The sequence below is a fragment of the Plebeiibacterium sediminum genome, from assembly GCF_026013605.1.
Classification (GTDB): Bacteria; Bacteroidota; Bacteroidia; order Bacteroidales; family Marinilabiliaceae; genus Saccharicrinis; species Saccharicrinis sediminus.
In genome coordinates this window covers 14,758-39,089 of sequence record NZ_JAPDPJ010000037.1, presented here as the reverse complement: position 1 = coordinate 39,089, position 24,332 = coordinate 14,758, and the positions used below count along the sequence as shown (strand labels likewise).

General features: G+C 32.2%; 16 protein-coding genes. 4 read left to right on the top strand and 12 right to left on the bottom strand.

What is annotated here, in order from left to right; translation table 11 throughout:
- Nucleotides 1-21: 21 nt before the first annotated feature.
- The 3 genes from OM075_RS15205 (at nt 22) to OM075_RS15195 (ending at nt 3,364) form a co-directional block, all read left to right on the top strand.
- Nucleotides 22-993 (top strand): M23 family metallopeptidase, encoded by a 972-nt coding sequence (locus OM075_RS15205; RefSeq protein WP_301191388.1) that lies wholly within the window; start codon nt 22-24, stop codon nt 991-993.
- Between the two features lie 117 nt (nt 994-1,110).
- Nucleotides 1,111-1,941, top strand: coding sequence for an alpha/beta fold hydrolase (locus OM075_RS15200; protein WP_301191387.1), 831 nt, complete (start codon nt 1,111-1,113; stop codon nt 1,939-1,941).
- Complete coding sequence (locus OM075_RS15195) at nt 1,931-3,364, top strand: sensor histidine kinase (protein WP_301191386.1); 1,434 nt, start codon at nt 1,931-1,933, stop codon at nt 3,362-3,364. The genes OM075_RS15200 and OM075_RS15195 overlap by 11 nt, the downstream gene beginning before the upstream one ends.
- An 80-nt stretch (nt 3,365-3,444) precedes the next feature.
- Here OM075_RS15195 and OM075_RS15190 read toward each other — a convergent pair whose 3' ends face one another.
- The 5 genes from OM075_RS15190 to OM075_RS15170 form a co-directional block, all read right to left on the bottom strand.
- Nucleotides 3,445-5,421, bottom strand: coding sequence for an alpha-L-arabinofuranosidase family protein (locus tag OM075_RS15190; protein ID WP_301191385.1), 1,977 nt, complete (start codon nt 5,419-5,421; stop codon nt 3,445-3,447).
- A 273-nt stretch (nt 5,422-5,694) separates the two neighbouring features.
- The gene (locus OM075_RS26405; protein WP_435873478.1) at nt 5,695-6,384 is read right to left on the bottom strand and encodes a methyl-accepting chemotaxis protein; all 690 of its coding nucleotides are present in this window, start codon (nt 6,382-6,384) and stop codon (nt 5,695-5,697) included.
- Nucleotides 6,385-7,020: 636 nt separating this feature from the next.
- Nucleotides 7,021-7,770, bottom strand: coding sequence for a hypothetical protein (locus OM075_RS15180; RefSeq protein WP_301191383.1), 750 nt, complete (start codon nt 7,768-7,770; stop codon nt 7,021-7,023).
- A 41-nt stretch (nt 7,771-7,811) separates the two neighbouring features.
- Complete coding sequence (locus tag OM075_RS15175) at nt 7,812-10,118, bottom strand: tetratricopeptide repeat protein (protein ID WP_301191382.1); 2,307 nt, start codon at nt 10,116-10,118, stop codon at nt 7,812-7,814.
- Nucleotides 10,119-10,146: 28 nt separating this feature from the next.
- Nucleotides 10,147-11,175 carry a hypothetical protein gene (locus OM075_RS15170; protein WP_301191381.1) on the bottom strand — a complete coding sequence of 343 codons (1,029 nt, stop codon included), beginning with the start codon at nt 11,173-11,175 and terminating at the stop codon, nt 10,147-10,149.
- 334 nt (nt 11,176-11,509) lie between these two features.
- Here OM075_RS15170 and OM075_RS15165 point away from each other — a divergent pair, with 334 nt between their 5' ends.
- The gene (locus OM075_RS15165) at nt 11,510-11,905 is read left to right on the top strand and encodes a hypothetical protein (RefSeq protein ID WP_301191380.1); all 396 of its coding nucleotides are present in this window, start codon (nt 11,510-11,512) and stop codon (nt 11,903-11,905) included.
- A gap of 7 nt (nt 11,906-11,912) precedes the next feature.
- Here the strand turns inward: OM075_RS15165 and tamL are convergent, their stop codons facing one another.
- From tamL to OM075_RS15130, 7 genes are all read right to left on the bottom strand, one after another.
- Nucleotides 11,913-14,222, bottom strand: coding sequence for a translocation and assembly module lipoprotein TamL (gene tamL / locus OM075_RS15160; RefSeq protein WP_301191379.1), 2,310 nt, complete (start codon nt 14,220-14,222; stop codon nt 11,913-11,915).
- A complete protein-coding gene (locus OM075_RS15155; protein WP_301191378.1) occupies nt 14,206-18,540 on the bottom strand; it encodes a translocation/assembly module TamB in 4,335 nt (1,444 codons plus the stop codon). The genes tamL and OM075_RS15155 overlap by 17 nt, the downstream gene beginning before the upstream one ends.
- 512 nt (nt 18,541-19,052) lie before the next feature.
- Entirely contained in the window at nt 19,053-19,478 is a 426-nt protein-coding gene (locus tag OM075_RS15150) for a type 2 periplasmic-binding domain-containing protein (protein WP_301191377.1), read from the bottom strand.
- A gap of 51 nt (nt 19,479-19,529) precedes the next feature.
- Nucleotides 19,530-20,618: a hypothetical protein gene (locus tag OM075_RS15145; protein WP_301191376.1), complete on the bottom strand. Its 1,089-nt coding sequence runs from the start codon at nt 20,616-20,618 to the stop codon at nt 19,530-19,532.
- A gap of 24 nt (nt 20,619-20,642) precedes the next feature.
- Complete coding sequence (locus OM075_RS15140) at nt 20,643-21,059, bottom strand: response regulator (protein ID WP_301191375.1); 417 nt, start codon at nt 21,057-21,059, stop codon at nt 20,643-20,645.
- 291 nt (nt 21,060-21,350) lie between these two features.
- Nucleotides 21,351-21,983, bottom strand: a complete 633-nt coding sequence (locus OM075_RS15135) for a response regulator (RefSeq protein WP_301191374.1) — start codon at nt 21,981-21,983, stop codon at nt 21,351-21,353.
- Between the two features lie 6 nt (nt 21,984-21,989).
- A complete protein-coding gene (locus tag OM075_RS15130; protein ID WP_301191373.1) occupies nt 21,990-24,032 on the bottom strand; it encodes a PAS domain-containing sensor histidine kinase in 2,043 nt (680 codons plus the stop codon).
- Nucleotides 24,033-24,332 lie beyond the last annotated feature (300 nt).

Genomic DNA, 24,332 nt, shown 5'->3' with positions numbered 1-24,332 from the left:
GAATTAAAACTTATTTCGTATATGTCAAAAGTTAAATTTAGATACAACCCAGATACACTAAGTTATGACAAAATAGAAACAGGTTTTAAGTACTATTTATCCAGAGTTTTTTTTCATTTCTTTTTTGGAGCACTACTGGGATTGGTGTACTTTTTTGCTTATACATATTTTATTGACAGCCCTAAGGAAAAACGACTTATCAGGGAAAATGCAAGGCTGACAACCCAATTTGAAATATTGAGTAAACGACTGGATGAGACTTCTAAAGTTTTAGATGATATTCAACTTCGTGATGAAAATATTTACAGAGTAATCTTTCAGGCTGACTCTATTCCAAATTCTATTCGTAAAGCTGGATTTGGAGGTGTGAACAGATATGAACCACTAGAAGATTTAGATAATTCGAAGTTGGTTATTTCAACGGCAAAGAAATTAGATGTTATTGTTAAGCAAGCCTATGTACAATCTAAATCATTTGATGAAATCATAGAGTTAGCCAAACGAAATGAGGACTTATTGAAATGTACTCCGGCTATTATGCCCATATCAAATAAGGATTTAAAGCGAACTGCGAGTGGCTGGGGATATCGTATTCATCCAATTTACAAAACACGTCGTTTTCATTCTGGAATGGACTTTACAGCGACTACCGGTACAGACATTTATGCAACAGGTGATGGAACAGTAAGCAAGATTACCCGAGAAAAAACAGGTTATGGTAATCGTGTAGAGATTGATCATGGCTTTGGCTTTATAACACTCTATGCTCACATGGATGCATTTAATGTAAAATTAGGACAAAAAGTAAAACGCGGAGATATAATTGGTTTTGTGGGAAACACCGGAACATCAACAGCTCCTCACTTACATTATGAAGTTCATGTGAAAAATAAAAAGGTAAATCCATCTCACTATTATTTCAACGACTTATCTGCTGAGGAATATGAAGAAATGATTAGGATTTCATCTAATTCAAACCAAACATTTGACTAATATATAATATATTTACACCACTGTAAACACCTATATTATATCAATATACAACTGGAAAGGCATTGTTTTTTTTCATATATTTAAGTTAAGCATCATTCAGCATTAAAATGAATGAATATGAAAAGTCTTATACAGAAAAACATTGAACTTGAAAATCATCATCTGGTTTATTACGAAGCCGGAGTAGGTGTTCCAATCCTTTTTATACACGGAATTTCGACATACTCGTTTATATGGCGTAAAATAGCTCCGGCATTTATTAAAACTAACAAGGTAATTTTAGTTGATTTATTTGGCTGCGGACAATCTGACTTACGGACTGACATCTCCTTTAGTTTAGCTAACCATGCACGTTTTATGTTTATGCTGATGGATAAACTAAATATTGATAGTTTTAATATTGTTAGTCATGATGTTGGTGGCGGAATTGCACAAATAATGAGTGTAACACAACCGCAAAGAATCATCTCAACCACTTTAATCAATACGGTAGCTTATAAATTCTGGCCAGTTCAACCTATAATTGCCATGAGAACACCAATTATCCGACAACTTGCTGCAGCTACACTGGATGCGTGGTCATTAAAACTTATTGTAAAAAGAGGACTGTATCATTCAAATTCCTTCACAAATGAATTGTTGGAATTATTTAAAGCAGGAATCCAAACAAAGGAAGGAAGAAAAGCATTTCTTCATTTTGCACATTCGTTGAATAACGAAGATTTAACAGGTATTTCAGAACAACTTCATCAGATCAATGTTCCTTTTTTAATTATTCGTGGGGCCGCAGATGTATATTTAAGTTCAGCTATCACTCAGGAACTGGTAAACAATCTAAAAAATTGCGATTCGAAAATAATACAAACCGCAGGTCATTTTGCTCAGGAAGATGAACCTCAGTTTATTATTAATGAAATTTTAAGCTTTATTCAGTTGAATGAAAGATGATGATAAAAATATAAATCAAATAAAACTACTTCAAGAGTATATTGCTCAGCTGGAAGAAGAAAATAACTTATTAGCCAATAGGGCTGAGGAAATTATATTGCTAAATCTGCTAAGTAATGCTATTTCAACTATTGATGACGAAGAAAAATTAATTGATGAACTTCTTGAAAAAATATCCATATTATTAAATCTTTCTCTGTGTTGTTGCTACGCTAAATCTATTGATGGGTACAGGTTGATTTCTGATTATTATATTGGCGAGAATAATGAAGAAAAAACTTACACACTTATTCTTAATGAATGCATTGAAGAAAAACTTAAAACACAACAATTTTATAATAATTTATTAAGTGAATGTGTTTTTGACAGCTCCTGGAAATTTCCTGTTCAAATTACTCAAGACACTCAAATTCTAATTGTTTCTTTTGAAAGTCAATGGATAAAAAATGGGATTTTTATCTTTTTGAGCGATAATAAAGAGTTACTGCAAGATAATGTCATTCTTATTCAACAAGGTATCAGAATAATTTTGGATAAAATTGACAAACTCTCTTACCTAAAAAAGATTGAATATTTAAATCAAAATCTGGAATATAAAGTTGAACAAAGAACTAAAGAGTTATCAGATATTAACGAAAAACTCATTGAAGAAATTAATGTTAGGCATGCAGTAGAATTAAAGCTACGTGAAGCTGTAGATAAAGCTCAGGAATCTGACAAACTAAAATCTGCTTTCCTTGCCAATATGAGTCATGAAATACGTACTCCAATGAATGCAATAGTTGGCTTTAGTGAGATATTATCCAGCAGTAAATGCAGTGATAAAGAAATCAACGATTACACCAATCTTATATATTCAAACTCATTATCATTGCTCACTCTGATTAACGACCTACTTGATTTCTCAAAAATTGAAGCCAACCAATTGACTATAAAAAAGAAACAATGCAACCTCAATAAAATTTTTGCTGACATAACTATTCTAACCCAACATATTTTCAAACAATACAAAAAGGAAAACATCACGTTTTCAATTTCCAACAAAGGCGAATCAAAAGACTCCTTGATTTTTACCGATGAATTACGATTGAAACAAATATTACTTAATTTAATTAGCAATGCGATTAAATTCTCTTTAAAAGGTTCTATAAAACTGCATTATTACAACAAAGGTGATAAATACTATTTTGAGGTTAGTGATGAAGGGATTGGTATTGAAAAAGAACAGCACGATTTAATATTCAATCGTTTTACCAGAGTGATCAGTCATGTAAATAAACCCATCATGGGCAGTGGCCTGGGTCTCACTATTACCCGAAATCTGGTTGAAATGTTAGGTGGTCATATTTCTGTTGATTCCAAACCAGGTAGAGGCTCTGTTTTCATGTTTTTTATTGATGTAAGCCAAAACACCAGTAAATAGCATCCACCCTGAAATAAAAAGACCAGCTCCTTAAAAAATAAGAAGCCGGCCTAACAAAATCCAAATAAATAAATTCTTCCTTACTTCTGCTTAACTCTTATTACAGAAAACGAATATGGATCTAAATCAATTATTATTTGTTTTCCTGACACTTTAATTTCTTTAGTTACCGGAACTATATTTTTAGGATTCTCCAATGTATTTACAACATCAAGATCCGTGCTTCCTATAACAGTCATTTCAGCTTTTGATGAAAATCTTTTTGCAGAATTAAGTACAAGGGTAGTACTTTTTGCTTCCTTATTATTATTAACCACTTTAATAATAACTTCTTTAGAATCTGCATCCCAAACAGAGGAAGCAAATAAACCTTCCTGACCAATAACATCTTTATTTTCTAATTTTGTAGAAAGAAGATCTGTACCACTATTAACTCCAAAGAGTTGTTGCACATAATAGTTAGGTGTAGCCAATGAGTTCAGGTTATCAAACCAGATTAAATCAGGACGCCATTGCCATCCTTCAACATGCGCAAAAAGCGGAGCATAAGAACACATATATACCACATCTGCATTACGCTCTAATCCTGTCATAAAAGCAGCTTCAGATAAAGCACATTGCCAGTTATTCGTATTATCCGGACTACATACCTCAACACTTTGCGCTGCATATTCACCTGCAAATATTTTGTACGAATTTCTATCGTAGTTATCATACCTTGTTGCATTATCAAAGAACCATTGTGGAGCCCTGTAGTAATGCTCATCAACGATAGGAGCCTTGTATTTTTGCAATTCATCCTGTGCATATTTAAAGAAGGGATCATCAGGGAAAGGACCTGTTGTTGAAATAATGCTAATCTCCGGATATTTTTCCATGATTGCTTTTTCAAAGATGGCATAACGCTCAAAATACTGAGGCCCCCATTGTTCGTTACCCACACCAATATACTTCATATTAAAAGGTTCCGGATGTCCCATTTCAGCTCTTAACTTACCCCACTTGGTATCTGTTGAACCATTGGCAAATTCAATTAAATCCAAAGCATCCTGCACATAAGGTTCCAGTTCATCAACAGGAACAACTTCAGCTGTATTAAACTGACAGGCCATTCCGCAATTTAAGATAGGTAGTGGTTCTGCTCCAATATCCTCCGACAATAGAAAATATTCGTAAAAACCTAAACCAAATGACTGAAAATAATCTGGAGCAGGACGATGATCAAACTGAGTATTCCACCTGTTTACAATCATAGTTCTGTCTTCAACATTTCCAACTGTTTTTTTCCATTGATAACGATTATCCAAATCGCTACCTTCAACAATACAACCACCTGGGAAACGGAAGAATCCCGGATTTAAATCAGCCAGCTTTTGAACTAAATCGGCTCTTAAACCACCTTTTCGGTTTTTCCATGTATCATTAGGAAACAAGGAAACCATATCAAAACTTACCATCCCTTTTCCTTCAAAAAACAGTTTTAATTTTGCTTTAGGATCTGTTTTTGAACAAACAAAACTAACTTCATATTTTTTCCATTCCTCTCCTTGTATATCAACTGTTGTAGATCCTATATCTTCACCATTGGAATCTAACAATGAAACGTTTAATGCAATATCTGATCCTTTAGTAAGCGATGCTAAAATTGAGAAATGGTAAGTATTGCTCATTTTCACTCCCATACCTCTAAAGCCTTCATTAATCAGCGATAAACTTGATTTATTATCATTTAACTTAACGCTTGCATAACGTGGGTTCTGAGGATTTTCAGTGCCTCTGTTTGTAATGATAAAATGAAAAGAATCCGGATTCGTTTTTTCAACTTCCCACCCCATCTGAGGCTTTGCAAATTCAAACGAACGGTTTTTTACTAATTCGGCATACAATCCACCATCCGCTGCAAAGTTGATGTCTTCAAAAAAGATACCCCACATTGTAGGTTGGATCTTTGTGGTAGGTTTGTCAACGTCGATTTGAATCGGTTGACTGTAGATTTTTAAAGTTGTTGCCATAAAAAACAACAAAATCCCCATTGTGATTTTAACATTGTGTTTCACGTCTCTTATATTTAATAAGGTTTATTATATAGATTTTACTTTCTATAACTGATTTTTTCGATTACTGATTATATCGATTTTCTCAGGCAACATGAAATTACAACAATGGGATGAATTATATCAAATGGTGTTTATAGTATTACAGAATTGTACCCTCAATATCAACAATAATCCTCTTTGCGTCATCAGCATTTGACCATTACTAAATAAAAAAAGGATGCAACAATAGTCTGATACTATTACTACATCCTCAATAAGGTTTCTTTGTTCTATTTACTTTGTGTATTGAAAAAACTCTATGCTTTTCTTTAATTGTGCTGCTTTTTGTGATAAATCATGAGCACTTTCAGCAAGATTTTCACTTGATTGAGAATTGCGTTGTGTGACACTATTTAACTGTTGAATGGCATTATTAATTTGTTCCACGCCTGTTTTTTGTTCAAAACTAGCCGCTGTGATTTCATCAACCAGAGTTGATGTTTTTTCAATTATGGGTACTGTTTCTACTAATAAATTTCCTGTATCTTCAACCAATTTATGCGATGAATAGGATAAGGCAATAATCTCAGTGGCAGCGGTGGCACTATTTTCAGCTAACTTTCGAACTTCCTGCGCCACTACAGCAAAACCTTTACCCATACTACCTGCGCGAGCAGCCTCCACCGAGGCATTTAAAGCCAGAATATTTGTTTGTCGTGCAATATCATTTACAAATGAAATCTTATCACTAATTTCCTTTGATACTTTAAAGGTTTGATCTCCCAATTCTGAAACCAAATGAATCTGCTTATTCGCATCCTGAGAAGTTAATTTTGTTGAATTTGCATTTTGACTATTATTCTCAATATTTGAAGTAATTTCTTCCAATGTAACAGAAACTTCTTCCAAAGAACTGGCCTGAATACTTGTAGCTTCAGATAACTGACCTGCTGTTACACTTACTTTATTACTGGCTTCTGCCATTGTATTAGCATCTTCAGATAATGTAACTATTATGGTTCTTAGTTTGGTAACTAAGTTGGCTATTGAATTGGTTAAAACTCCCAACTCATGTTTTTTATCTGACGATTCAATTTCAATATCTAAACTACCCTCTGATAAATTCTTTAGTTTATCAATAGCACTTTCTAATGGAGTTCGGAGTACTTTATTAATATATATAAAAACAAAGGTTCCGACAATTACATTTAATGGAGTAACAATAAAACTTAATGCTCCGCCAAGCATAAACTCCAACGTTTTAGTTAACGCTACAAATATGGTAAACAAAACAGTAATTAAACTGAATTGAAACATGATCGATTTTTTAAATATCAATCTTAAAATTACGGTTGCAACAGGTATGGTTACAAGGGTTTTTACTATTTCCAAAGTTAATTCACTCATTTCTTAATTTTTCCTTAGTTCGTATTTTATTTCACACAAAACGGCACAATGCATTATTCATTATCTCAAAGAAATACTGAATATGCAATAAGGTAAACCATTACTTAATAGGTGTAATAATCTGGAGGGATACGCAAAGAACTAAATCTTGTTCCAAAATTTATTGCAGAAAACTTATAATATATGTTAAAATAAAATCAGTGAATTTATTTTTTAAAATTTTAATAGATAAATCTTCAGTATATCATACAAAAAAGAAGATAGCAGACTCATAAATATACCGGTAAGGAAAGTAATAATAATAGACAGTAATGGATTTTGCTTAACAAAATCCATCAACTTGATATAAACATCTTTCTTAATCTTTTTTATCTCCTTTTCTGCCTTTACAACGATATATTCAGGTACTTTTTCATGAGCTTTTCCATTCATCTTATTCTTGCATTCAGGACAAATATGAGGTTTATCCAAAGAATATATTAATTCAGACTTATTACTATTAAAATCAAAAATACATCCTCGGGTATCATCATGAGTGAAATTGGTTTTTTCACTCATCAAAGGAATCCGGTTTCCGTACATTAGGTACACAAACAAATACCTGTAAATATTTCGGATGATATAATTTTCGAAATTAATATTCTCTTTTCTAAGTATATCAGAAACCTCTCTCAATGAAATAACAATGCGATTATGACTTAAGCGCCTGGCGTAAAAATCATCCTGAAGAGGAACATTTGTAATGGTGATCAAAAAATCAAAATTAGTTTGTACAGGCAATTCTTTTTCCAAGGTGTGATCAGAATATCCTGAAAATTCAATATCAGAATCCATTTGAAATGTATATTGATCAACTGTGGTATCAATATCAAAAAGATCAGATTTCCATTTAGTGATTCTTTTATGACTTATCGGAAATGGAATATATCCCAATTGAGCAATTTTAATTTTGATTTTCTTCATGAATTCTGGTTTATTGTGATTTTTTTCAACTGCAGATTTAATTATTGCGAACAATAATACCTAAAGAAACTACATTCTTTTATAATTCTATCAAAAAAACGAGTATCCTGATATTGCTCCTTTAGTTCTTTAAAACTCTTTTTATAATCAAGTATTTCATCTTTCAAAGCACCATCATAATACCAATATGCAAAGTTAGTTTTATGATTATAAAGATGGTTCAATTCACATTTTGCCATCATATATAAACAACGAGCATTTAGTTCTTTATCTGTTGATAACTCAATGGTATTTCTGTAAAATCTATAAGCTTTGTCAGCCAAAGGATTATACGTTTTTTTGCCATAACTCACATTGCATAAGTTGTATCCTGACCTTTCCTCAAGTTGTTTATCTCGTTTAATAATACTTTCATCTGTAACCCCAAAATAATATGAATTACAACAATTAGATTTATCTTGTAAAACTCCCCTATAATATCCGGTATTTGATACATTGAAATAATAATTTCCTAACAAATAATTGGCTAGTTTCCTTTTCCAACTCTTTTCATCGTTACGTAAGGAATCCAGTTTAATTAAAGTAAACGCCAGTTGTTTCTTAGTCAACTCAGGTTCAATAAATGAAAACATAGAGGCCAGATACACGGAATCCTCCATTAAATCATCAGGACAATCAAATCCTTCTCTAATATTATTACTAAAAACTTTTGCCGGTACAACCATACCTATTCCATTAGAAGTTTTATAATCCCTACTGGAGTTAAAATGAATTAAGGCCTCCCGGGCATCTCCCTGGTTTAAATAATACATACCCAAATGATAATTGATATATTCAAGAGGATTCATTAATGCAGTTTGATCTTTTACATTTTGTTCTAGCAAATATTTCTCAAAAGATGATTTATCTGGCTGTTCCAGAAAAGCCTTTAGATTATTCAGCAGAGGTAAAGATCCCATATTTTCTATTTCTAAAATACTATGGTGAACAAGAAATGACTGAGCTAATTTTCCCTGATGAAACAATAAATGGCCAGCATAATCTTCAATAAGTTGTTGCACATTATTATTCAAATTACTATCGGCAAGTATTTTTGTTAGAAAAGACTCCTGATTTGAACCTAAACTACTCCATGAAAAAACCTGATATATAACTTTCAATTCCTCAGTCATTGCTCTATAATTGGTAATCAATGTTATTTCATTGAGTTTGATTTTTGCAGCATCTACATCTCCTTTTAAAAATTTTAAATACGAGCTGCATAACAACCAAAAATCTTTTCGTTCAGCTTTACTAACCGTCTCTTGTTGAGCACTAATTTGCTCAAGTGCATTTATTTCATCCCAATGGTAATTTTCCGGATCAGAGCAAAGTAATTTTTCATCCTTTAGTCCTATTCTTCGGGGTAAAACATCATCTTCAATATTATAAAGTTCTCTAACGAACAACAATTCAAGCTTTTCGTCATGAGGAGCAACCTCGGCCATTTCTTGCAGGTAATTCACCTGATCAGAATAACTTCTGATTGATTTTAATGTCAGATAAGTTGCCCTGTCGTCAGAACCAGAAAAGTATTCCTTGCCTTCAGCTCCTCTATCCGTACAAAATTTATAACTGGTATAAGATGAAACTTTTCTATCATAACTATTGCTAAATACCTGTAAAAAAAGATAAGCTGCTTTCTCATAATCCTCTAATGAATAATAACATCCTGCTACCTGATCCTGCACATAATAGTATATTTCAGATTTGGCAAATTGGTCTTTCACAAACTTGTTGTAAAACTGCACCGCCTCCTGGTATCGTTTTGAATAATGATAATTACGAATTATCTGATAGGCATAACGTAATTTCAATTGCGGATTGCCAGAAGCATTAAATTGCTCAACACCCTCAGCGATCAATTCACTTAAATCAACAACTTCGACATCTACCATATCACTATACGACCAGGATCTTTGCTTACGGCTCTGATGATGATCACTGCATGCTCTTGCATAAACCATATAATCATAAACTGCTTTTTTGTGTCCATTCTTTTTACCCGACCATAATTGCTCAAAGATTAATGTAGCATCATCTGTTAAAGCCTTGGTTATATCTTCTGAATTCCATGTTGGCAAAAGCTCTTTCCATAACGCTACATTTTTAGAAATAACAGGTTTTGAATGTTCATACGACCAACTACCCATGAGTTCATCTTTTAAAAAGGCATCGTAACCTTTTTGTTGAATATAATGCTGATTGAACAAATGATAACTGTAACTATAATATGGATCCCAACCACATGCCCTAATTGTTGATAGCGAACTTATAGCTAATAATATTACAAATAAAATTGATTTCATTTAAGTGATTATTTTATAATATGCTTGATTAAAGGTTTTTAATAATATCATTAAATGCATTTTGCTGAATTAATGCCATATCAAGATGATAGAATATTACTTCATCAATATTTATCTTACTGTTTTTAATAATTTGATATGACTTTTTCACGACATCTGCATCACTCATTTCCAGTTTTATTTGATCTTCAACGGATAAATAAAACCCTTTATACAAAGTATCTCTGACCACAGAATAAACATGACCACTCTCTCTTTTAAAATGATTTTGATCCTGATTAAACAACTGAATATCTGTTCCTTTTATTAGTTTTATTTCACCATTCTTATTTTTCAGCACCGTTTGCGAAAACAAAGGCAAAGCCAAATCTAATGGAATTGGATAATCTGTATCTTCATTTACATACTGAGAAACAATACCTTCTGTTAAAATTGAGTTCGCTGAAAAATCAGATAAATCGCCAACATTATACAACATTAACACACCTTTATCTACAGGTGGCAAACCTGTTTTTGATTGATATTTTACCTGATGTAAACGAATGGTACAGCTAAGCTGATAATCTTTCTTTAAAAGATTCAGCAACTCAAAATACTTATAGCGCGTTGAACTGCTCCAATCACAGTCTATCTGAAGTGAATGAATTATTTTTCCAAAGTGGTGCAGACTAATTTCATCTACTAATTTCTGAATTTTCTTAGCCAACTTTTTTGCATCTGTATCTTTTAAAACCTTGTTCACAATAAAAACTACAGGAACGATATCACAACTTTTATAAACCTCATCTACATATGTCAATGGATAAACTGGATAAATCCCATCTTCCCAATGGTTTAATGTATTTAACTGATCCACATCAAAATAATGCATGTAAATTTTATGAATCGACTGAGGTTTTAAACCGTCTTTTGTAAAAACATCTTTAGCTTTTGATTTCCAATGGTAAAAACTCACTTTTTCAGGTGCAGATGAAGTACATGACATGAGCATAGTTGTATAAATAAATAGCCACGCAAAACCTATTACCATTTGACTCTTACTTTTCAATTGCTTCATATACTCTAAATTTGCTTTTAATTGGCATATCAAACTCATCAATTTATTCATTCTTTTGTGTGTAAAGTTGAATATCATATATGTTCATTTCATATTTATATTCATTTGCACACATCAATGGTATGATATTTTATACTGCTTATAAAACATCTGCTCAGACAATATTCTTAAATTCGGGGGAAGAATTTTCAAAACACAATGATGCTATTTTTGAAATAAAGTTCTGTTTTAAATCGAATCAAATATAAAACAAATTATGCCAATTCATTTCAATTTTACTTTCTTTGCCTTTAGAATAATTGGGTAACACCATTATAATTAAAAACATCAAAAAATGAATCAAAATCAGCCATTTTCAAAACAATGGATGTTTATTAGTTTTGCTATTTTTATTATTTCTGAAATTATATTGGGTGGTATAATTGGGCATTATGTAGTAGGCAGATATATGTCTATTCATCTGCGCTTTATGCTACAAGGGTTACTTAACCTGATTAGCTATTTTATTGGTGGTTTTATTATTGGGTTAATTTCGCCTGGAATCAGAATTTATGAACCTGCCGCAGGTGCTTTTCTATCGGTTGCAGTAATGCTTCTGTTAACTTTATTTACTCCTTTTTCGTTTTTACACTTTAGTTTAACCAAAGTATTAATTGGTGGAGGAATTGCATTCTTTTTAGCTTTGAGTGGCGCAAAAGCCGGTGAAAAGTTAGCTGGGAATATGCATTAGATAAATCTTAAAATGGATATCCAAAAGCAATATTAAACACCAGATTATCTTTCCGCCAACGGGAACTTCCAAAATCAACTTGATCTAAAACCCAGTTTTTACCATTGATTGGATATGGATTTCGAATAGGGAAAGCAACATCTAATCGAAGCACAAAAAAAGATGCATCCAAACGAAGTCCCAAACCTGTTCCTACTGCAATTTGATCGGTAAAATTTGAAAATGAAAATTCGCCACCCTCAAGTTCTTCATTTTTGTGAAGCAACCATACATTACCGGCATCAACAAACATAGCTCCTTTCAAATAACTAATCAGATCAAATCTGTATTCCAGATTTGCTTCCAGCTTTATATCTCCTGCCTGTTCAAGTCCAATGGTATTTTGAAGACTCTCTGGAGCAACATAAGAACCCGGACCTACTGATCTGGATGGAAAAGCTCTTAAACTACTGGCACCTCCGGTATAAAACTGCTTATTATAAGGCATATATTCCGAGTTGCCATAAGGTATTGCCACTCCTGCTGCAACACGACCAACGATCTTACTCTTTCTTGAAAACGAATGATACAACCGTAAGTCACCATCAAACTTGGCATATTGAGAATAGGCTGTACCAAAAATTTCAGAAGGACGATCCTCATAGTCTTTTCCAAAATTAAATGCCGAATGAAGCAGTGATAAAGTATTACCAGCAAATTCGGATGATGCACTGAAATAAGTATTTATAAATTTACTTTTCAGGTGCTGATCATTGAATGTAAACGTGTATTTTAATCCTAGAATAAATTGCTCCTGAAGACTTTCATCAATATAATCATAAATATCAGCCCAATCGGATTTTGTATTGATATGCGTATAATTTAATGAAACCAAATCCAGCTCATGAGTTTTAGTCTTTGTTTCTTGCCAATTATATCCAAATGATAAATCCAGACTGTGCAAATTAAAAATATCCGTCATTCCTGAATAACTATATCCTGCTGTAATACTTGTTTCTGGTCTGAACTTCTTACTTCCAAGACGATCACTATTGACAAACGGAATCAGTAATTTAGGAATGGTAACTTCAACATCAGTACCCACCTCAAAAGAATTGATATTCCTTTTGGACTGGTTAAACTGAGTTTCGTAATTTGACGATACATTAAACTGAAGTGAGCTGGCACTCTGATATAAGTTACGCTCCAGATAACTTAAAGTCAATCCCGGTCCCACATAATCGTTCGATTTCGAAACAGCCTCAACTTCTGCACTAAGAGATTTTGGCAAAGCACTATTTAAAAAGATACTTACATTTAAAAGCTTTTGATTTACCGAGGATGTATCCTTATCTATTTTGATATTAACAAACTTAAAAACATTAAGATTCGTCAATTTCTGAAGTGTTAATCTGTAGTCATTTTCATTGTACAAATGACCTTTTTTAAAAAATACTGACCTTGAAATTACTTTAGGTTTAACAACTGGCTCCTTTATAAATATATGCTTTAAATCACCCTGTTGTATTGTATCATAGGGTTCGCTTTTTGAACTGACAAAATCGTGATACACCAAAACATTATTTATTCGATACTGATATCTGGCATCATTTGGCATTGCTGATTTTGCATCTAAAACCAGGTCCATATGATTTCTTTCTGTGCTTAATGTATCTGCTTTAAACAACAAATAGTTAGGGGAAGCAAAGTAAAATCCATTATTTTTCAAATAGGTAACTAACCTGTTACGTTCAGCTTTTAAAACATCTAAATTATAAATTTGCCCTGATTTGATAATACTCTTTGCTCTTGCTCTAGACAAATATAAAGTCAGACTATCTGCAACTTCAGGGTAAATTAGCGTATCCACTAAAAAAGGATCTTCAACACTAATTTTATACAAAATTTTAACCTTCTTTCCTCGCTTCTTTAATTCTTCCTGAATGCTGTGATTAAAAAATCCCTGATTATTTAACGCACTACTGATCTCTTTTTTAGATGTTTCTACATAATACGATTTATGTATTACCGGCGGTTCTCCCAATTTGTTTTTCATCCAGTTTCGGAATCCTTTTGATGGAACGCTATCTCCTGCCAAATTATAAAACCATAATTTAATCGGAACCAATTTTAAGAACTTTCTGTTGGGTTCCGGAATCACATACTGATCTATAGCTTCAATATTTGGTGTTTCTTCCAAATCATTTGAAGGCTCAATTACAATTTTATCACCCTTGTACAAAAACTGATTCTCACCAAGTTTTCTTGTTGTACTGCAGGAACTCAAAAAAAGCAATGCCAACCATAAAAAGCCATATATATTATTCCTTCTTATCATTCTCCTGATTTTTCTTTTTACGGTTTTTAAATAAATCGCTAAATCGGGTAAAATCTTTAATAAACATAAAGGAAAGGCCTGTTTTTGTAACATCCCCGTTTAGTTCATCTTCGTACTCTGTTTTATTAAAAGCTTTTACACGATAAGTTCCGTCTTTACTTATTTTATATTCCACTTCAAAATCTCCGGTTAAATCACTGGACGAAGCCCTGCCTTGTTGTTTATTTTCTTCTACAGCTACATTACCTCCTACTGTTAATTTCAATCGTTCATTAAACAAGTTTTGGGAAACATCCACACTTACATCGGTACGAGTATTTACCTGATTTTCCACCACCTGATTATAGGAATCGATATCAAAAGAAACATCCACACCTTTTAAGTACTGATTAGAAAAACGATTTAACTGTTGAGATAACAACTTACTTAAACTCTGTCGGGCAGTATTTTCTATTTCGTACGAAACCGTTGTAGAGGCAGATGCCCTGTTACTGGAAAAACGATTCAAAATCAACAGGGAGAATACCTGTTTATTCAATTCCGATTCATCATTACCCAACTGAGTTATAGCAGACTCAATATTACTATTTACATTTTTATCGGTAAGATTAATATCAAAATCAATATCCGGCGACAAAAGATTCCCAGATAGATTCATAACCACCTCAACATTTATTGTTGTATTATAGGCAGAATACTCCGTATCGCTTAACTGACTTTGAGTTACACCCATTAACGAAAGTGCATTTGTTCGAACTTTATAAATGGCTGAAATATTTGCATTCGCATTCATCACATCTCCATACCAGGTTAATGAACTGCCCTCCTTTATTTCAAAATCTCTTTTTATCACATCATAAAGACGAAGTGTGTAAAATCCTTTCTTTATCCGGTATTGTCCTGTCAAAGTTTGATTACCGGACGGATCTATAGCCAAACTCAAATCTCCATTCCCAACAATATTTAACCTCTCATTGGATGCCGGATCAATAACCAAAGTCACATCCATCTGATCAGAAACACTAATATTGGTTGCAATATTTATTCCTTTCATATTTACAGCCATTAGATCCTGATCTATGGAATCCTGTTGGGCCATTGTTGTGCTATCTTTTATAAAAACCACTACATCATCCTGACTGGCAGCTTTAGGTTCTGAAGAAGTAACCACGTATGTTAAATCTGATTTGTGATTAAATGCTGTAGTTAAAATAATATCAGGACTTTCAGTATTTCCGGATACTCTGGCATTTAAATCGGCAACTACCTTTCCAAAATAATTCCCTTGCGAACTTTCAGTTTTATTCAAAAGTAAAAACTGATTGGCATTCAACCTTAAATCAAATACAGGGTCTGATAATTCAGCAAAATTTACAGTTCCATCTAAATAAGCCTCATCGTTATCTTTATCTGTAATTTTAAGACGATTGAAAGTAATTAAACTATTATTGAGTGTTATTTTACCTTCCTCAATATTGAAATCAGTATTTACAACGGATGGATTTAACTTTGTGTTCTTAAGCAAAAGATATCCGTCTATTTCCGGATTACTTTTATTCCCTGTGATACCCACCTCACCGGATAAATGACCTTCAAAAGTATTTAAATATTGGTGGGTTAATGGTTCTATTAAACTAAAATCAAGAGAATCAATATTAACCGCGGCCTCTATTTCATCAGAGACAGATGCATCAAATATTTTGGCATAGCCGTTTAAATTAATTTGATCTCCCAAAGCTTTAATACTATAAGTATTAAATTCTTCTGTTTTGATTTGTGAAACATCTAAATTCAGTTTCAACGGATCTTGCAACAACTGCTGATACCATAGTAAATCAGTATTTAGCAACATGGTATCATTTTGCAATTGAAACGCACCATTTCCCTGAAGTATAACTTTCTTTGATTTTAATTTATCTCTGTCCTCTCCAGCTAATTCATAATTAAGCAAAGCCTTATTTCCCTTCAGAAATGCCTGGACATCAATGCTCTTTAACAGTAAGGTATCCTGACTATAAATTTGATGTATCGCTAAATGATACAAAGAGGAATCTGTCATTTGCTTTAAATCAATATTTAAACTATCCAAAGCATACTTTTGATCCAATGTTTGATATTGAAAATGATTCAATGCTATATTTCCCTTTAATTTATTCCATTCTCCACCTTCAACAGAAATATTTATATTTCCTTTTACTGAGCTGGAATCACTCATTAAACGAAGTGTTTTTAAGTTGGCATTTCTTAAACGCAAATCGGCATTTATAAATGGAATAGAATCTTCTATATCAAGTTCACCATTAAATTTTAAAGCCAGATTTTCATCGTTAATTTCAACATTTCCTTTAAAATATTTTTGCGAATAGTTTCCGTTTATCAATCCGTCTTTATAGGTATAATGCAATAAACCTAATTGCAAAAGATAAAGATTCATTGTCAATTCCGGATTTTTAAAATCCTTTGTTGATCCGGAGATTGAACCAGTCATTGAGAGCGTTTGCAATGTATCTTCTTTCTGTAAAATATATCCCAAATTCAACTGATCTACATTTAATTTGGCATCATAAAATTCAGTATTTGGTATAGAGTCCAAATTAACATTTAATAAAGCTTCCAGGTTACCCACTGAACTTTGTAATTGAAGATCTGCTGCCAATTTTGCCTTTGATCCCTTAAAGCTACCTTTTAACAAAATAGAATCGGGATAATGAACAGAACCAGGAAGAATGGAATCTGGTAAATATGAAATTAGCTCTGGTGTGCTCAACTGTAATTTATTCAATTGCACATTTGCCTTTAGCCTGTCCATATCATTTAAATGACTCAACTCACCTTTTACATCCAACAAAAATGAATGGTTTATACTTCCTTGCAAGTTTTTTAATTCAAGTTTTGATAAGCTTCCTTTAATTTCTGTATTAAGGTTTAAAACAACATCTTTCTCTAAATTCAATGACTGTTGAGTAATCTCTGATATATCAGCACTATTCAATCGGGTATCTAATAGAATACTTAGCTGAGCCTTTTCCGGATGGTCACTTAACTGTTGAAAAGAATCATAATACACACCAGCATCCATCTTTGCCATACTCTTTACTGTCTCAAATTTCAGTTGTCTGATCTGAGCCTTTCTTTCGTCTAACCACAAATGTGTTGATAAGTGCTGCAAATGCACTTTTTTGTTATATCGCATCTGAACTGATGGTACAGATGCTTCGAGATGAGTTTTATCCAATATTAAATGCTTAAGCTGCAACTGCAAACTATCCAAAAACAAAGGAGTTCCCAATGCTTTACCCGCAGAGTCCATATTTGCAGCATGGAAAGAACCTCGATTCAACTTAAAGTCCAACAACTCAATATTCCATCCTATGTCTTCGAATGAAAACGGTTTACTTTCTCCGGATTTTACTTCTGCTGTTTCTGTAGTTTCTGAAGTTAAAAGAGAAACATCTGTTCGCAATATATTAAACTGTTTAAGCTTTATATTTTGTTCCGATAAATGAATCCATTCCGGTTTGATAACGAATGATGTATTTTCTAATTTAAAGTCTTTTTGGGTACGCTGATCTTTCAAATACAGATTTAAATTACTGACTTCAACGACATCCTTTATTGATATTTGATAATCTAATTCTGTAGTTGTAGTATCTGAATCTAATGAATCCTCAATCTCATCATGTGTTTTATAAACATCCTGCTTAAAACTTACTCCATCAAGCTTAATAGAACGCACATTATAGCTATTTTTTTGAATATCAATGCTGTCTATTTTCAAGTCTAACAACTTGAGTTTTGCTACCATTTTACTACTATCTACCTCATCGTGGTAAAGCATTTTAATGTTAGTCAGTAACAATCTATCCAGCGCAATATCCACAGAACTGGAACTCTTTGTTGTATCCACACTAAGTGTATCGGAGTTGATTTTTATTGCCTTGGTAATATTAAGTGCACCATCGCCCAATTCTTTGAAAATATTTCCTTTCAGGCCATCCAGGTGCAACTCTTCAATATGGATTTTATTTTTTAGTAAATCGATAAAATGCACATCAACGGATAACTCCTTAATGTACATCAACGTGTCTTGTTCAGGTATTCCCCATAAGGCCTTTTTTACCTTGATATAATCGAAAAATGAAATCTTTATTTTTTCAACAGAAAGAGGTACTTCGAGTTGCTGGTTTACCAAAACCAACACCTTATTTTTTATTGTATTTTGAATAAAAGGCAGCTGCAGAATCAATAATATGAATAACATTAAAAACAGTAGAGCAAGCAGAACCTTCTTTACTATTTTTAAAATCTTTTTCTTCATATGTTTATTATTGTTTCTGATTTGTTATACAAATATTTTACCAATATAAGCCTATTTGCAAAATGTTGAGCTGACATAAATAAAAATACCATTAAATAATTGTTTTGTATATGGATAACATTAAAACAAGCTCTCTAGTTCAAATAATCCTCGTATAAATTCAAAAAATAAATAGCATCCTACTTATCTGCATCCATTACATTATGAATATTTGAATACAAACTCAAATTACGATAGGTTATAAAAAACAAAGTCCATTAGCGTTGATAACAACTCCAATGGACTTCACTTTAATTTTTCTAAAAAAAAGGTGGACCCCAACCTGTACTTTACCCCCGTATTTGCAAAGCACTGATGAGATCCACCACTAAATAACACAATACTTATTTTCTACCACAGAAATAAAATATCTTCTTTCAAAGACTCTTTTGTGTTTGTTTTTAGTACCAATAAAATGTTGATTGGGTAAATCAATTCATTTGACACTATATTTAATTAGTATAACCTACTACCTATTCTTTCACTGATATTACTTTTACACCATTCAATGGTGCAGTTGATGAAATATATCCAATGGCTCCTTTATTGTGTTTGACATATTCAATCACATCTAAGTCGGAATTCTTTTCATCTGGTCCGGCAGCCATTCCTGAAAACATGGCTTTTTGCCAGTAGCTTCTTATCGCTGCTACTTTTTTCTTAAACACTTCCATTGAAAAGGTTTCTCTTACCTTAGCATTTGCCTTTTGGTCAACAGGCATAATGTTAGTACCATCATCCCATTTTTTACGCTTTTTTAAGAACACCATAGCCAGTTCTTTTTGACTAATTGAACTAACAGTGTTTGACTCATTAACTATAATTCTATATGATTGAGCTGTTGCTTCTGCAGTACAAATTGCAAGTACAACAAGCATTAATATGATTAACTTCTTCATCTTACTTCATTTTTCAACGATAAACTTTTACTTTAAAATCTCCTCTGTTTCTTAAAACGAATAAATTAAAGAAAGCACAGCACCATCAACATTTTCTACTTTATGGTCGTAATGCAAATACTCTAATTTAACAGTGGTTTCAAAAGTTGGCTTAAACATCATTCCTCCTGTATATCTTTTAAAAGATATATCATTAGTTGTTTGATCCTCGTAACGAACAAATGGTGTTACTTTACCTATTTCCTGACTAAGTTGTACAAAGGCACCATTTAAGTCGACGGATGTCCCATTCATTGAAAAATCAGTATTCCAAACTTCTCCTATAACGCTGGTGTTATTTAAACTTAACTTAAAATCCACACCATAAGCAACAAGCTCCTTTTTTAGTTTTCTTGTTAAATTATAAGCTGGAACAAAAATGGCCATATTTTCATTTCGTGGCTTAAAAACATTTACACCTACAGTTACATAATCCTTATAAGATAAATGTACATTACCACCTACAGCAACATTGGATGAATTATTAAAAGATTCATCAATGGTATATTCACTATTGAGTTTCTTTTTATAGTATGCCACTTCATCGCCAAAGAATCCTACAGCTCCGGTCCTCATCCATGTAGTATTTCTATAACCTCCTACAAACGCTTCGTAGCTTAATTTAAAATTAAACCCTGTACGTCCTGCAATGGAGAGAGCATCCATATTTAAAGGAAAAAACTCATGATTTGAAATTAGCATAGGTAACGTTGCACTTGTATTTACCGGTGCATAATAATAAGTATTCATTGGGCTAAGCGGAGTTAAAAAACGCCCTACTTTAAAATTTACCAAATCAGAAACCTTATACTGTACATTTGCTTCATTTAACATCTGATTAAAAGAAAAATCAGGTCGATACACAAATACAGCTTTAAAAACTAAATTTTCTTTTGGCTGATAACTTGCTAAAATTCCTGCTTCAGATAATGATAATCCATAACTGTTATCATATCCTTCCAACTCGCTAAACACATCAACTTCTGATGATATGTAGCCGGTGATTCGCTTTTGTGGCTCCCATCCCTCCTGAGCCTTTAACGTTGTCACTACTATAAGCAACATCATTAAACTTCCAATAAACTTAACACTATTCCTCATTCCTATAAATATATATCCTAATCACTATCTCTTGGTTTGGATACAGCTAGTGAAGTAGAACTTATTATTGATCACTTCTTCTACTGCTTCCGGCAGGTGTTTATAAATATCTTTCTTTAATAAACAACCACTTATTCCAGCTTCCTTACACGATTTAATATGTGAATCGTTAGCATACATAGTCAGTCCAATTACTTTAATATTGTATTGGGCATATTTTGAAAAAAAATCAGTTGCAAGGTTAAAACCTTCCTTATCAGGCTTATTGATATCCATAAGAACCACATCCGGAAATTCATTTATTTGTAATTTCATGAACTCTGCTCCAGATCCGGTTTCATGAAGAATACACCAGTCTGTTTGGTCTTCAATAAAAAAACGCAATCCCTCACGAAAGATTCTATTGTCATGAACGATGCTTATTTTTATCCCCTTGATCATTATTAATTTTTTAACAATGCAAATTTGCGCACTTTTAAAAGACTTGGAAATGGGAATAACATGTAATTAAAAGTAGTAAAGTACTTAATTAGACTAAGGGTTTTCCCTTAGTAAAGTTTGAATACATGTAAACTATTGATATGAAGAAACTTTTATTCTGTATAAAATGTGAATATATCTTTATAGAAGATGATTTTGAGCAATCCGGATATAAATAAAGAAACCATAAAACAACTTTCTAAGCTGAATTATGGTTTAGATATCATTAAAACGTATTTATTTAATTCAAAATTATATGGTAGTATAGTTGTTTTTTATTGCCCATATTACCAATTGTGCTATGTTTTTTTGATCTGACTTACGAAGTATATTTGAACGATGAACTTCTACTGTTTTCTGACTGATAAAAAGAGCTTCTGAAATTTCTTTTGTTGATAATCCCTTACATATCAATTGCAAAACCTCAACCTCACGGGTTGATAACTGGTTTTCCTTTTCATCTTTACCTGATATTGCTTTAAAAGCCATCTTTTGCAATATTTCCTGCGAAAAATAATTACCCCCATTGTTTACTTCGTGTATGGCTTGGACTAACTCATACTTACCTGCTTTTTTTAATACAAAACCATGAGCCCCGGCATTAATCATTTGCATATAATACGAATCTTCAACAAACATGGTAACAGCTATTACTTTTAAATCGGGTTTTACAGACTTTGCTCTTTGAGTGGTTTCAATCCCATTTAACCCTTCCATTTTAATATCCATTAAAACAATATCTATATCCAATTCTTCCAAAGCCTTCAGAAATGAATCACCGGAATTAAAATTTCCAACAACATTTATTTCATCAACCTGACTTAGAACAAGAACCAGACCTTCCCTGAACATTTCATGGTCATCAACTATCGCTATATTTATCATCTTGTTTTAATCTTTAGGCATTTTAATATGTACTTCCATTCCTTCGCCTTCTGCACTACGTAAAAGAAACTGACCATCAAAGGCCTGAACTCTACTCTTTAAATTCCCCAATCCCATTCCTAATGAGTTTGAAGTGACAAGTTCAGGATCGAATCCTTTACCATCATCACTATATAGTAATTCTATAAAATTTTCTTTTTCTTCTATGGTAAAACCAACCTTTGTAGCATTGGCATGTTTCAGTGTATTATTGATCAATTCAGTAAATAATCGGTAAATCGTAATTTCTTTGTTTTCAACTATACGTTGTACATTATTGTGTTTAAACTCAATATGCAGTTTTTCGGTAATATTAAATTTCTTGATAAAGGACTCTACTGCGGCTACAATTCCATAATTTACCAAAATATGCGGACTAATATTAAATGAAATATCAGAAATACTACTTACAGCCTCCTCAACAATATTTATTAATTTATCTTTTATAACGTTCTGCTTTTCTTCTGTTGGTGCATCTAAAAGAGCCTGCGTATATAATTTAATGGTAGTTAGAATAGGACCGATACCATCATGTAAATCCGATGATATTCGTTTGCGTTCATTCTCTTCCGTTTGAATAATTGAGTTTAATACAAGATTTTGATTACGTTTTCGGTCTGTAATATCCCGTTCTACAATCATATAATGATTAACACCCAATTCTTTTAATGGTAAAATATTTACCAGCGTAAAAACAGGAGGTTTTCCATTAGGTAGCTTATGCATCCACTCAAAAGTATCCACTTTTCTTTCTATAGCATCTTGTATTGTTAAATGAAGATCTAAAGATTCATCAAATTCAATAACTCCCTTTTCTAAATTTACATATGGAACATTATCTAATATATTCTTTTCTATATCAGAATACAGACTTTTAGCTACAGAATTATAATCTATTATTTGGGCTCCATTAATGATTAGAATTGAATCATTTATTTGCTCAAATAATGTTCTGTATAATAGTTCTCGTTTTTGTAACTCATCTTGTGCTAAGGTTTGTTTTGTAACATCCTTTAAAACCACTAAAAAACTAACACTATCTTCAAAATTAATAACAACCCTTTGCGTTAGTAATACTTGTCGTTTGCCATATTTATCAAAAGCATCTATCAGTAAATTAAAAATACCTTTTTCCTGATCCCCATCATTTATTCGCTCAATTATCTCTCGCGATTCCCTTGAAAGGAAAAATATTCCATCTTTACCAATCATCTCATTACGATCATAACCAGTAATATCTAATAAGGCTTGATTTACATCTTTGATAATATTGTCTTTTGACAGAATCATAAAACCATCGTAACTGTTATCATATAATGAAATAAAATTAGCAGCATATTCATTAGCCTGCATCTGAGCCTTTTTTCTTTCGGCAACTTCACGCACCAAACTTTTATTTAAAAGGTTTGATTCATTTACTTCTTTTTCCAGTTGTTCAATAATACTTTTATTGTTCTGATTGACAGCATAAATCAATGAAGACACAAAACCTAAACCTATTAAGGCTTCAAATATCCTAATGACCAAAATTCTATAATCAGAATGATACGCTGCAGCTTCGTAATAAAAGGTTAGAATTTCATGATGTAACAGATATGGCATCAATATTAATACTAATACCGAATATGCCATTATGGTTATGGATTTTTTTAAGGTAGATGTTAGAATAGTATAGGTATTTAAAACAACTAATGTTATGGATAATAATTCTATACTACCCAGCATGAATCCGGTTCCTGCTATATAAAAAATTAATCCAAGTATTATTATTCTTTTAAATGTGTAGCTAATAAATTTAATTAATACCAAAACTAATGTGACAATGCATAACAGTATAAAATTCGATTTTACAATAGCAGGACTGTATACATCCTGCATATGACTAAAGAAATTAACATAGATTAAAAATGGCAACACAAAGATACTCATTGCCAACAGGGTTATTTCTGTTAGTTTTTTATTAAATAAATAATGCTTTTCTGCACTTAGACTGACTGATGAATTAGACATTAATTAATTACAGTTCTTAAGGGTTTATTATTATAACAGCATGGCATATTAGTACAAGTATTTGCTTGAACAAATTTGCGCACTCACAATATGAGGAGTAGAATGATTGGAGATAAAAAATGATAATTGGCAAGTATACGCTATTTTTTGTAAAATGATACAAAAAGCCCTTCTATAAAAGAAAACTTAATACATTATTGACACACAAAGAACATTTAGAAGACAACTTTATATCTAATGAGAAACCACATAATCGACAATCGTAAAAACAATTTTATAAAAAAAGTTGAATTAAAGTGT

What these genes read in the sequence shown, in the direction of transcription:
- OM075_RS15170 (WP_301191381.1), bottom strand. Translation starts at nt 11,175, where the DNA reads ATGAAGCAATTGAAAAGTAAGAGTCAAATGGTAATAGGTTTTGCGTGG.
- OM075_RS15155 (WP_301191378.1), bottom strand. Translation starts at nt 18,540, where the DNA reads ATGAAGAAAAAGATTTTAAAAATAGTAAAGAAGGTTCTGCTTGCTCTA.
- OM075_RS15200 (WP_301191387.1), top strand. Translation starts at nt 1,111, where the DNA reads ATGAAAAGTCTTATACAGAAAAACATTGAACTTGAAAATCATCATCTG.
- OM075_RS15135 (WP_301191374.1), bottom strand. Translation starts at nt 21,983, where the DNA reads ATGATAAATATAGCGATAGTTGATGACCATGAAATGTTCAGGGAAGGT.
- OM075_RS15205 (WP_301191388.1), top strand. Translation starts at nt 22, where the DNA reads ATGTCAAAAGTTAAATTTAGATACAACCCAGATACACTAAGTTATGAC.
- OM075_RS15165 (WP_301191380.1), top strand. Translation starts at nt 11,510, where the DNA reads ATGAATCAAAATCAGCCATTTTCAAAACAATGGATGTTTATTAGTTTT.
- OM075_RS15145 (WP_301191376.1), bottom strand. Translation starts at nt 20,618, where the DNA reads ATGAGGAATAGTGTTAAGTTTATTGGAAGTTTAATGATGTTGCTTATA.
- OM075_RS15195 (WP_301191386.1), top strand. Translation starts at nt 1,931, where the DNA reads ATGAAAGATGATGATAAAAATATAAATCAAATAAAACTACTTCAAGAG.
- OM075_RS15150 (WP_301191377.1), bottom strand. Translation starts at nt 19,478, where the DNA reads ATGAAGAAGTTAATCATATTAATGCTTGTTGTACTTGCAATTTGTACT.
- OM075_RS15180 (WP_301191383.1), bottom strand. Translation starts at nt 7,770, where the DNA reads ATGAAGAAAATCAAAATTAAAATTGCTCAATTGGGATATATTCCATTT.
- OM075_RS15175 (WP_301191382.1), bottom strand. Translation starts at nt 10,118, where the DNA reads ATGAAATCAATTTTATTTGTAATATTATTAGCTATAAGTTCGCTATCA.
- OM075_RS26405 (WP_435873478.1), bottom strand. Translation starts at nt 6,384, where the DNA reads ATGGCAGAAGCCAGTAATAAAGTAAGTGTAACAGCAGGTCAGTTATCT.
- OM075_RS15140 (WP_301191375.1), bottom strand. Translation starts at nt 21,059, where the DNA reads ATGATCAAGGGGATAAAAATAAGCATCGTTCATGACAATAGAATCTTT.
- OM075_RS15130 (WP_301191373.1), bottom strand. Translation starts at nt 24,032, where the DNA reads ATGTCTAATTCATCAGTCAGTCTAAGTGCAGAAAAGCATTATTTATTT.
- tamL (WP_301191379.1), bottom strand. Translation starts at nt 14,222, where the DNA reads ATGATAAGAAGGAATAATATATATGGCTTTTTATGGTTGGCATTGCTT.